The sequence below is a fragment of the Peptostreptococcus anaerobius 653-L genome, from assembly GCF_000178095.1.
Taxonomy (GTDB): Bacteria; Bacillota; Clostridia; order Peptostreptococcales; family Peptostreptococcaceae; genus Peptostreptococcus; species Peptostreptococcus anaerobius.
Genome location: NZ_ADJN01000038.1, coordinates 38,440 through 50,529, shown reverse-complemented (window position 1 = coordinate 50,529; position 12,090 = coordinate 38,440). Strand labels below are relative to the sequence as shown.

Annotated in this window: 8 protein-coding genes; all 8 read right to left on the bottom strand. The window is 35.7% G+C overall.

The window, feature by feature from the left end:
* Positions 1-14: 14 nt before the first annotated feature.
* The 8 genes from HMPREF0631_RS04200 to HMPREF0631_RS04165 are packed head-to-tail and all read right to left on the bottom strand — an operon-like array spanning position 15 to position 12,002.
* A complete protein-coding gene (locus HMPREF0631_RS04200) occupies positions 15-3,239 on the bottom strand; it encodes a type I restriction endonuclease subunit R (RefSeq protein ID WP_002843638.1) in 3,225 nt (1,074 codons plus the stop codon).
* Positions 3,240-3,259: 20 nt separating this feature from the next.
* On the bottom strand, positions 3,260-3,862 hold the full coding sequence (locus HMPREF0631_RS04195) for a restriction endonuclease subunit S (RefSeq protein WP_002843632.1): 603 nt from the start codon (positions 3,860-3,862) through the stop codon (positions 3,260-3,262).
* Positions 3,863-3,879: 17 nt separating this feature from the next.
* A complete protein-coding gene (locus HMPREF0631_RS04190; RefSeq protein WP_002843628.1) occupies positions 3,880-5,199 on the bottom strand; it encodes a restriction endonuclease subunit S in 1,320 nt (439 codons plus the stop codon).
* Complete coding sequence (locus tag HMPREF0631_RS04185; RefSeq protein ID WP_002843629.1) at positions 5,192-6,214, bottom strand: virulence RhuM family protein; 1,023 nt, start codon at positions 6,212-6,214, stop codon at positions 5,192-5,194. The genes HMPREF0631_RS04190 and HMPREF0631_RS04185 overlap by 8 nt, the downstream gene beginning before the upstream one ends.
* On the bottom strand, positions 6,214-7,173 hold the full coding sequence (locus HMPREF0631_RS04180) for a type I restriction-modification system subunit M (RefSeq protein ID WP_080547794.1): 960 nt from the start codon (positions 7,171-7,173) through the stop codon (positions 6,214-6,216). Before HMPREF0631_RS04180 ends, HMPREF0631_RS04185 begins: the two co-directional genes overlap by 1 nt.
* On the bottom strand, positions 7,164-8,657 hold the full coding sequence (locus HMPREF0631_RS04175; protein WP_002843639.1) for a recombinase family protein: 1,494 nt from the start codon (positions 8,655-8,657) through the stop codon (positions 7,164-7,166). The genes HMPREF0631_RS04180 and HMPREF0631_RS04175 overlap by 10 nt, the downstream gene beginning before the upstream one ends.
* Positions 8,650-10,317: a recombinase family protein gene (locus HMPREF0631_RS04170; protein ID WP_002843640.1), complete on the bottom strand. Its 1,668-nt coding sequence runs from the start codon at positions 10,315-10,317 to the stop codon at positions 8,650-8,652. The genes HMPREF0631_RS04175 and HMPREF0631_RS04170 overlap by 8 nt, the downstream gene beginning before the upstream one ends.
* Entirely contained in the window at positions 10,317-12,002 is a 1,686-nt protein-coding gene (locus tag HMPREF0631_RS04165; RefSeq protein WP_002843660.1) for a recombinase family protein, read from the bottom strand. Before HMPREF0631_RS04165 ends, HMPREF0631_RS04170 begins: the two co-directional genes overlap by 1 nt.
* Positions 12,003-12,090: the final 88 nt, after the last annotated feature.

The window sequence follows — 12,090 nt, the reverse complement described above, 5'->3', positions numbered from 1 at the left end:
GGTTTTAATCACGATTAATCAATAGTTACAGTATCTTCAGCTACCATCATTAAGGCTTGCTTTGAAGAGGAATCAGCATAGTTCAAAACCTTAGGTGTATCTGCGGTAAATGAACCACCAACACCAAAGAATTTCTCAAAGAATGATTTAAACTTTTCAATGACACCTTGCTTCTTAGTAGTTCTGTTGCCACCTCCGAAACGAGATATAGGAGGCATAAGTCTATCTATATCCGTACCTGTTGTTTTGATTTCACCATCACAAAAGGCATTCTCAATGAACTTCCTTGTTTCAGACTCTTTAAGTTTTTCTTCCTTAATAATCTGAACAAGTTCCTCTTCTCGTTTTTCAGCCACATAATTATGCCATTCGGTCATAACATCCTCAACATCATTGATACCAGAAATAAAGGTTTCAATAAGTGCTTTCTTACTACGAAGTTCTGGACTGGCATCAATAGCCTTTTTGATTGTAACAAGCAATTCTTTATCTTCACAATGGTTGTCATGATACTTCTTAACAAGCATAAGGATATAGTCGATATTGATTTCTATCTGCTTGATAAGTTCAACTTCAAAGACAATATCATCTATAATATCTGTGCTTTCACCAGACTTACGTCTTTTATTCCATTCATCACGCAAATCTTGATACCTGCCAAGATAATCCTGTAAATCACGTTCAGAAATCATCTCTCGCCCTTCAAATTCATCAAATGCAGACAATAGATTTCTCATGCGTAGAATTGCACCAAATAACGAGATGAAGTCCTTCTGGTTCTGTTCACCTATAATCTGTGACTCTGAAAGTGGGAATTTGGAAGTTAAGTTATCCATCATATCCATATATCCTGGATACTGCTTTCCATCAATACCTTCATAACCATAGTAGTAATCTTTGAAACCCTTCATCAGAACGATACCTCCTGCATTCTTATCACCGAAAAGGGAAATAGCAGCATCTACTCGTTTCTGAAGGTTTCTAAAGCATACAATATTACCGAAAGTCTTAATGGAATTAAGAATTCGGTTTGTTCTTGAAAATGCCTGAATAAGTCCATGCATCTTGAGGTTCTTATCTACCCACAGTGTATTTAATGTAGTGGCATCAAAACCTGTTAAGAACATATTTACAACAATAAGTAAATCAAGTTCCTTGTTCTTCATACGAAGAGATACATCTTTATAATAATTTTGGAACTTGTCAGAGTCTGTCGAATAGTTTGTATGGAACATCTCGTTATAATCTTTGATTGCCATTTCAAGAAAATCTCTTGATGACTGGTCAAGTGCTGATGTATCTTCTGAATTTTCCTCATCAAGAATACCACTTGTACCTTCATCATATTCTGCTTCGTTAGCACCATAACTATAGATGGTTGCGATACGAAGTTTCTTCGTGGGATCATTCTCCATCTGCTTTTTAAATTCCTGATAATATAACTTTGCCATAGGAACAGAGCTAACTGCAAAGATTGAGTTAAATCCACTTACACGCTGTTTCTGTTTGATTTCTTCTACAGCACCATTTTTGCCAGATGCAACTTCTGAAATATTGGTAAGGGTGTTGTAAATATATGTTTTATCACCACGATAGGTTTTCCTATCAAAGTTGTTAAGAATATATTCCGTCACAAGCTTGATACGTTCAGGAGCCATCATAGCCTTTTCACGAGCAATATCCCATACCTGTTCATCATCGATATCTTCATCCATACCCATTGTCTTAACATAGTCCACTCTGAATGGAAGTACATTCTTATCATTGATGGCATCAACAATAGTATATGTATGCAACTGGTCACCAAAAGTCTGCTCTGTAGTAAAAAACTGAGTCTTACGGGAACTTGCTGTATTTGCAGGAAAGATTGGTGTTCCTGTGAAACCGAATAAATGATATTTCTTAAAACTTTTTACAATAGCGGCGTGCATATCACCGAACTGACTTCTATGGCATTCGTCAAAGATGATTACAATGTGCTTGTTGTAAACTTTGTGATCTTTATTCTTCTTAATGAATGTTGCAAGCTTCTGAATCGTAGTGATGATAATGTGAGCATTGGTGTCCTCCAACTGCTTTTTAAGAATGGCAGTAGAGGTATTACTGTTAGCTGCACCTTTTTCAAAACGGTCATATTCTTTCATTGTCTGGTAGTCCAAGTCCTTACGGTCAACTACAAAGAGTACCTTATCAATGTAAGGGAGCAATGAAGCTTGTCTTGCAGTTTTGAATGATGTAAGTGTCTTACCCGATCCTGTTGTATGCCAGATATAACCGCCTCCAGCAACATCACCATATTTTTTATAGTTATTAGCTATTTCAATACGATTCAGAATACGCTCAGTTGCAGTAATCTGATATGGTCTCATGACCATCAGCATATTTTCAGAAGTGAAAATACAATACTTGGTGATTATATTAAGAATCGTATGTTTTGCAAAGAATGTTCTTGTGAAGTCGATCAAATCAGGAATAACACGATTGTTTGCATCCGCCCAGAAGGATGTAAATTCAAAACTGTTGCTTGTTTTGCCTTTCTTTGCGGTAGATACAGCATTTACATCCTTTATAGCATTGAAACGGGTACTGTTAGAATAGTACTTTGTGTTAGTTCCATTTGAGATAACAAAAATCTGCGTATATTCAAACAGACCACTTCCTGCCCAAAAAGAATCACGCTGATATCTACCTATTTGGTTGAAGGCCTCACGAATAGCCACTCCTCTGCGTTTTAATTCAATATGCACAATAGGAAACCCATTTACGAGAATTGTAACATCATACCTGTTGTCGTGATTTGCACCGTCAGCCTTACTGGTAACGTACTGATTGATTACCTGCAAAAAGTTATTGTGAATATTTTTCTTATCAATAAGTGTGATGTTTTTGGTACTGCCATCATCTCTTTTTAGAACCTGAACATTATCCTCTTGAATTTTTCTAGTCTTTTCCACAATGCCTTCATTCTGATTGGCGATAGAATTCTTGAAGAACCTATCCCATTCAGTTTCAGAAAACTGGTAAGCATTCAACCTTTCAAGCTGATTACGAAGGTTGGTGGTCAAATCTTTTTCTGCTTGTATAGAAAGATACTCGTATCCTTGTTCTGTCAGCATACGAATAAACTCTTTTTCAAGTTCAGCTTCTGACTGATAACTGTTAGAACGTGCCTTTAGAGGCTCGTATTCAGTAACAACTGTATTTTCACTTGTAGCTGCCACGATATTGAAATATGACATACATACACCTCCTTAAAAGATTATAACTGTTTAAAAGAAAGCAGCTTATCTCTATAAAATTCATATTGTTTTTGCCTTGCTTCTATTTCAGCAGGTAATCCTTCTGAAATGCTGTTGCATAGGGAATCAAACCTATCAAGTATTGAAACCATTCTATTTTGCTTCTCTATAGTGGGTAGCATAATCACAATGTCACCTAACTTACTCGGAGTAACTTCTATAACCTTAGTTCCATGTGCAAGTTTCTTTTTTTGATTGAAGAACATCACACTGTGGAAGTAGTATGATAGGAACTTTGGATTCTGATTATGACTGATAATAGCAGTGTGACCACTGATGGCAATATCTTCATCACCAATCCATGCTGTACAAGAACAAACATCTTCAACATTCTCGCTTGTAACAGCCATAACAATATCACCCGACTTAGCAATTTTTGATTTTGCAAATACTTCTTCATTCACAAAAGTCAAAGTCTTATCAGCAGCAATACCAAAATGAGTATACATCTGACCATAATGAATGCAAGGTCTACCGTTTTCTATAAAGTCCTTCTTTTGGAAATTACCACCTCGTACTATAGTTGCAATTTCACCAAGCTTAACAGGTGCATAGCCAAACACATACTGAATAAGCCTAATTATGTTCTGTCTGTCTGTCTGTCTGTCTGTCTGTCTGTCTGTCTGTCTGTCTGTCTGTCTGTCTGTGCGATTATGTTGCCGGTTTCAGCAAATGTCAATAGTAAATTGCGATAAAATTCATATTGTTTTTGCCTTGCTTCTATTTCAGCAGGCAGCCCAATATTCAAGTCGTTACATATCTTTTCGAAGTTATCCAGAACTTCTGCATAACGCTTTTGAACATCTAATGGTGGCAGTGGTATTTCAATTTGCTCGATTGACGGAACATTTGAATGTACCACCTTACTTTTAACCTTACCCTTACTCTTTTGTTCTCTTGCCATAGAGGTATTAAGAACATGAGCAAGATAACGAGGGTTTTGTTCGTGTTTCATTACAACAATATCCCCACCCGCAAGGCATTTATCATGTCCTACATAAGCAATAGATTTTGCAATATCTTCAACACTTTCACCAGTTATTGCAAAGAGAATATCTCCATGTTCAAAGTATTTAGGACTAGGAACATATTCTTCTTTTGTATGAGAAACACACTCACCAAACCATGTATTGTATGTAGTGTATATTTCCCCATATCTGACACAAGGGATACCTTCTTCAGTTACTTGGTCTCTTTTTATTCCTGCACCCCTATAAATAGAAGTGGCAATTTCTTTAAGCTTTACCATAGGTATATTAGCTTTAGGTTTTAATAATTCATCTCTATAATAGTCATACTGTTTCTTACGAGCTGTAAGCTCTGCTGTAAGCTCTGCTGTAAGCTCTGCTGTAAGCTCTGCTGTAAGTAACGTGAAAGAGTCCAATATACGGACTATTTCACGTTGTACCTCCAACGGAGGTACAGGAATAACAAATTCCATCATTTTTACTGAACTCAAATTAGGTTGAGCTCCACTTCCCGAAGAAACGTTATAAATATTTTGTGTCTGCGAAGATAACCAATGAAACAAATATCTTTTCATTAGCCATGATTCGTTTGGAACAAACAAACCTACTCGTTGATTTAAATAATAATATTTATCAGAATAATTATAACCAATTTTACCTGTTGTTGCTCCAGACATTGCTACAACTGTATCCCCTGGAGAAACTAAATATGACTCAAGATTTTCCTTATAATCATCTTTAGAAAAACAAACAAATTCTCCACTTATTGAATTATCTTGAATATTAGTAATTCTTAATATCGGTTTGCCCTCATTAGTAAATTTAGAACTCTTGAAACTAAAACCATTTTGGAATCTACAAACTTCTTTTAACTTTTTATACTCCACCCCATCAGGACACAATGTTTCAATCAATTCCTGTAATTTATTCATTTTGCTCACCTGCTTTCAACATTCGATTGACCGCCTTATCAAAATCAGAGGTGATTTTCTGTGTTTTGTTAAATTCTTCATATTCAGCCGACGCTTTATCTTTTGCCATTCTACCGGAGATTTTCCCCTTATCCCGCAGAATATCATATCGGCGAAACGCCAGAAATTCGTTCACGCTGGCGGTAAACTCCTCCATAGTAAAGGTATTTTCTCGCTCAATCAAATCTTCAATATAGTCAAAATAGCCTGTTACGGCACGCTCCAGTTGACGAATTTGTTTTTCTTCCAGATAGTTTTTCGCAACAACCACATCTGATTTCAAAATGCGTCCGTCCGGAGCATTTTTCCAAGTAGTAAGCCCCATATTTTCTTTGGTTCTGTCAGCATAAGTATAGACAATTTCTGCCGCAGTCTGCCCTGTAATTGCAAAATGGAACTTGTTTTGCACCATAGCATAAAAATCATGGGTAATCTGTGCATTTTTATCATAGTCAATGCTACATTCCGCAAAGATGTCTGTGATTTGCTGCCAGATTCGTCTTTCGCTCGCACGGATTGAACGAACTCTTTCCAAAAGTTCACGGAAGTAGTCTTTCCCAAAGGCTGTTTTGCCCTGCTTCAAGCGTTCATCATCCATAGCAAAGCCTTTTATCATATATTCCTTCAAAACACTGGTAGCCCAGATTCTGAAACTTGTTGCCCGTTTGGAATTTACTCTGTAACCAACAGATATGATTGCATCGAGGTTATAAAATTGTGTTTCTTTGCTTTGCGTTTTTCCCTCGATAGCTCCGTGTTGAGTGGTTGTTGCAATTTTTGCAACAACCACTTTTTCATCAAGCTCACCCTCATTGAAAATATTTTTCAAGTGCCTGCTTATGGAGGATTTATCGACATCAAACAATTCAGCCATTGCTTTTTGAGTAAGCCAAATTGTTTCGGCTTTCACAAGCGCATTGACTGAAACATTTTCTTCAGCGGTTTGATATACTAAAAAATTAAAATCATTTTCCATCACTGCACCTCGATTTCTGCGATAATCTTCGCAATCTCATCACGAAGCACCTGCTCACGAGCGACAATTTCTTTGATTTCTGCATTGAGCTTAACGATATCAATCTTTTCTCTTGTGTCCTCTGCTTCTACATAAGTTGATACAGAAAGGTTGTAGTCATTTTCAGAAATCTCATCGTAGGTTGCAAGATGTGAGAAGTGGGCTATTTCACTGCGATTTGCAAAGCATTCCACAATCTTATCCATATTGTCTTGAGTCAGCTTATTGTTATTGGTAACTTTTACGCACTCGTTGCTCGCATCGATAAACAGCGTTTTATTATCTGCCTTGTTCTTTTTCATTACCATAATACAAGTTGCAATTGAAGTTCCAAAGAAAAGATTAGGTGGCAACTGAATAATGCAGTCAACAAAGTTGTTATCAATCAGATATTTTCGTATTTTCTTTTCAGCGCCACCACGGTACATAATACCGGGGAAACATACAATCGCAGCTGTTCCGTTACTTGCAAGCCATGAAAGACTATGCATAATAAAGGCAAGGTCAGCCTTGCTCTTTGGTGCAAGAACACCTGCAGGAGAAAAACGAGGATCATTGATAAGTAATGGATTATTATCACCAGCCCACTTAATGGAATATGGCGGATTTGAAACGATAAGTTCAAAAGGTTCATCATCCCAATGTGCCGGAGCGATAAGGGTATCTTCGCAAGCAATATTAAATTTATCAAATCCAATATCGTGTAAAAACATATTGATACGACAAAGGTTGTAGGTTGTAATATTGATTTCCTGTCCATAAAAACCATTACGAATCTTATCTCTACCAAGTATTTTTTCCGCCTTTAAAAGTAGCGAACCAGATCCCTCTCGTGTCAAGCGACTGACACAAAATTTATTGTCTATTTTTATACAGCAAAAAGAGAGTGATTTCTCACTCCCTCTTGTGTCTATTTCCATATGATTTTTTGAACTATACTACCTTCACAGATAACTGACTCAACATACTTTTCCATAAGTTCTCGTGTAAGCTCATTATCTGTTACTACTTCTGTTTCGTTAGAAGATAGTTTTATCTTTTCTTCCAGTCTGTCAATTTCCTTGTCTATCTGGTTTTTGCTTTCTACAAACTTAACTTTCGTCATTTTACCAAGTTTATATTTTTCAAAATCAGACATCTTCTTTGCCTGAAGATTTTCTATCTTCTTCTCTAAGTCTTTAATGCTTATTTTTTCTTTGGGCTTTACTTCTGCTTCACCATATTTCTCTTTAATAAGCGAAAGCACCTGTTCCTCTAATTTATCAACTCTCGAGTTTTTATGTTCTACATTATTACACTTGCAAATCCTACAATGAAAATACTTGTGTATTCTCATACTTCCATCTGATCGCTTAAACTTTGATTGAGTAAGTCCAAGAATATGGTTACAAGTAGGACATCTTGCAAATCCTTGTAATGGCGATTTTGTCCTCCAAGGATAATCGGTATTCTTTCCTTTTAAGAAGCTATTCTTCTCTTTAATTTCTTGAACCTTATCAAACTCTTCTCTTGAGATAATAGCTTCATGATGATTATAAACTCTACCCCATTCTTCTTTAGGATTAAATTTAAAACTACCAGGAGTCAATAACGACTTTTCTTGCATATTGAAGACATAAGTGCCTGTGTAATTTTCATTGGATAAAATATCTACCACTGTACCATTTGTCCATGTTGGTGCATCTCTTGTATCTGATGACACTATGTTATATTCGTAATCCATACTGGTAAGTTCTTTTTTACGCTCGTTTGGTGTTGGTATATTCTCTTCATTCATAACTGCTGCAATCTTTCTTGATGCAAGTCCTGTAAGTGCTAAGTCATATACCTTCCTCACAATCCAAGCTGTCTTTTCATCGATAATGATGTTGTGCTTATCATCCGGATCTTTCATATAACCAAATGGTGGACTCCAAGCAAGAAACTTTCCTTGCTTCTTAAGTTCAGTAGTAACTGTCTTTACTTTCTGTGAAATATCTTTTGTATAGAAGTCATATAGCAAACCTTTAAACTGAATATCAAGGTCTGTTCCATTTCCTTTTTCCTTAGCACTATCATAGCCATCATTAATAGCAATAAACCTAATACCAAGGAAAGGGAATATATTCTCCAGATAATCACCAAGCGAAATATAATCCCTCATAAATCTCGATAAGTCTTTTACAATTATGGCATTGATTTTACCATTCTTAACTTCTTCAAGCATTCTTTGAAAAGATGGTCTTTTCTCATTTGTTCCTGTGTATCCGTCATCAATATATTCTTTTCTTTGGAAACTTTTAAATTCATCATTTCTATCAAGAAAATCATTCAGGAAATACCTTTGATTGATGATACTTTCGCTCTCATCTTTCTTCATCTGATCTTCTACAGATAATCTGATATAAAGTGCAATTTTACTCATCTTTCACACCTCCCATCAAACTATCCATACTAAATTTAAAGATTATTTCAAAGTTATGATTGCCATGGACAATTATCTTCTCTACTAAGCTATGAATTAAATCAGCTGGTAATTTTTCATCTTTTTTTGCTGAAAATACATCCTTAATCCACTTAATAGATATTCTCTTATCTCTTTCAAGGTCTTTTACAACCTTTTCAATCGAAATAACTTCATTATTGATTGTTGCAATATGGCTAAGAGCAATCTCTCTTTTAAGGCTATATACTTCTCTATCAATCTTGCCTAAGCTATACTCTTCATAAGCTTTTTGAATTAATAGCTCTTCTTTTTGAGTCTTTGTTTTAAGCTTTGAAATATCTTCGTTTAGCTTACCTATGCTTTCAGAAAACCTTGTAGACACTCTTTCTATTAGCTTTGCCTTACTTGTAGCCTTAGTGATAAACTCCGCTACCTTTTCAGACATTGCTTTATCAAGGTCTCTTTCCATAATAAATACTCTTACTTCGTTATCTATCTTGCCTGTAAAAGTATCGTTTTGAAAAGAGTAGTAAAGCCTATCATGGTTTATCCCATAAATTCTGGTTCTTCGATAAAGCTCCTTGCCTGTTGCATTATTGAAAATCAATCCCTTATATCTATTCTCATAATCTCTTTCAAAGTTATGCATTTCTGCACCAAAAGCATTATTCTTTAATCTATCTGCTCGTCCTTGCAACACTTTTTCAAAGTCCTCTTTTGAAATAATTGGTTCATGAGCATTTTCATAAACAATATACTGACTTTCATCTACAAATTGTTGCTTCATTCCTTTTGCAAGATTCTGCTGCTTAACACCCTGAACTAAAGTTCCTGTGTACGCTCTGTTAGTAAGCATTTTGGAAATAGTAGCTTTATTCCATTGTGGATCGCCATCTTGTCTATAAATTCTACCTGTTTTGTAATAGACCATTCCTGTCGCATAACCCTTTGTATTAAAGTGCTTTGCAACCTCATACTGGCTTTTCCCCTCAAGTGTTAATCGAAACATTTCTTCAATAATGAACCTAACATTTTCATCAACTTCTAACTTCTGGCCCTCTTTTAATTTCACTACCTTATACCCATATGGCGGAACAGAACCAATAAAATATCCATTTCTTGCCCTATTGTGCTTACTTGTTTTTATTTTTACCGAAATATCTTTAGCATACATATCATTTACGATATTCTTAAGAGTTACTTCAAATGACTTCTTAGAGTCTAAATCCTTAACGGTATCAACCTTATCATTAACAGAAATAAACCTTACTCCCAAGAACGGAAATACCTTGTCTATGAGTCTTCCCATCTCAAGATATTCTCTTCCAAGTCTTGATAAGTCCCTTATGATAATACAATTAATTCTTCTTTCACGAATATCTTGCATCATCTCCTGAAACTGTGGTCTTTCAAAATTTGTCCCACTATATTCATAGTCTGTATATGTGTTTAAGACCTTAATGTTTTCTTTTAAGGCATATTCTTTACAACAAAGCAGCTGTGTTTCAATGGAAGAAGATTTCTCTCTCCATTCTTCTTTTCTTTCAGATGACAGTCTTGTGTAAATACCTGCTTTATAAAATACCTTTTCTGTACTATCCTCAGCCTTTTGAATGTATCTTTTGGAAGTCCTTGCCATTAGCAAACACCTCCCACCGCAAGTTTTGGCATATTCATTTCTAAGGCTTCGCCATAAGCTCTGCCTATGGTAAATACTTTCACCTTATTTTCATCTGAAGCCTTAAACTCGCATTTTTCACTGTCTAAAATTGCCTGCATTAGATTTACTGTATCCATATTATTAAAGACAAAGTTTATGGCGTTATCTTCGCCAATCTCTATGCGGTCAATGAAAGACACCAAGGATAATCTATTCAGCGTACCCTCTTCTACATTAGGAATAATATCGGAAACAAAACTACCCTTATCTTTAATTTTTTCTTTTAATTCTTCTATCGTTTTTTGCTTTGTAATAATCTGTTTCTCAATCTCCCTAATCTTAAGAAGATAATTTTTTCTAAATCTCTCAAACTCTTCTGTGGTAATAAGCTCTTCTTCCAGGTCCATATAAAGAGAGCCTCTAAGCCTTTCATACTTTTTCTTTTCCGCATTTAAGGAGTCGAAATCAGCCTTGATTGTGAGCTTAGAAATATCAATCTTACTTACCTTTTTAAGAAGCTCATTATATTTTGAAAGATAATCATTAAGAGCATGAATGGTAGCACCTATTACATAATCTTCTTTAACGCTATGCCTTGTGCATTCGCCCTTGATGTTATATTCGGAGCATATATAAAAGATGTTGTAGCCGTCTTTTGACTTGACCTTTCGTCTAATCATCGGGCTGCCGCAATCTTTACAGTAAAGCATTCCAGACAGAATACTCGGATTTTCTTTTGAAGCTTTTACATCTCGAAGCAGCATTTTATTTGCCAGTGCAAATACGGATTTGGAAACAATGCTTTCGTGAGCATTTTCTATTATGATCCAGTCATCCTTTGCTACATCGACTTCTCTTTTGGATTTGTAATTGAGCTTTGCCGTCTTGCCTTGTTCTAAAACGCCAATATATACCTTATTGGTGATGACCCTGTTGACCATCTTAGCATCCCACTTGGCATCTTTTACGATAAAGCCCGTGTTAAAGTTATCGCCTTTATTCTCCTTGTGCCTGGACGGTGTAACCGTACCTATGCTGTTTAGAAAATCAGCGATTGCTTTTGAGGAATATCCCTCAATTTTCATATCAAAAATACGGCTGACAATATGAGAAACCTCCGTGTCAACCACAAGCTTATGCTTATTCTTACTGTCTTTCTTATAACCGAATGGAGCGAAAGAGCCGATAAATTCTCCGTTTTTCCTTTTGACCTCCTTAGATGATTTTACTTTCATAGAAATATCACGGCAGTAACTGTCGTTGATAAAATTTCTAATAGGAAGTATCAGGTGGGTATCGCTCACATCAGCGTTGTCGCTGTCGTAATTATCATTTACGGAAATAAAGCGTACACCTTTTTCGGGAAATATCTTTTGTAAGTATTTGCCGGACTCGATATAATCTCTACCGAAACGGGATAAGTCTTTTACGATAATTATCTTAAACTTACCTGCGTTTAAGTCTTCAATCATATTCTTGAAGTTCGGTCTGTCAAAATTAGAACCGCTAAAGCCGTCATCTACATATTCATTAGATATGGTAATGCCGTTTTCCTTAGCGTAAGACTTGATGATTTGTCTTTGATTTGAAATAGAATTACTTTCTGAAATATCCCCGTCTTCTCTTGAAAGACGAAGATACATACAAGCGATATTATTGTTCATAAGAACCCTCCTAAAATTTTATTTTGGCAAATAGTCATTTAGGAAGATTGCTTCTACCGCTTATATTGTACCGCACCTGGATTTTTAT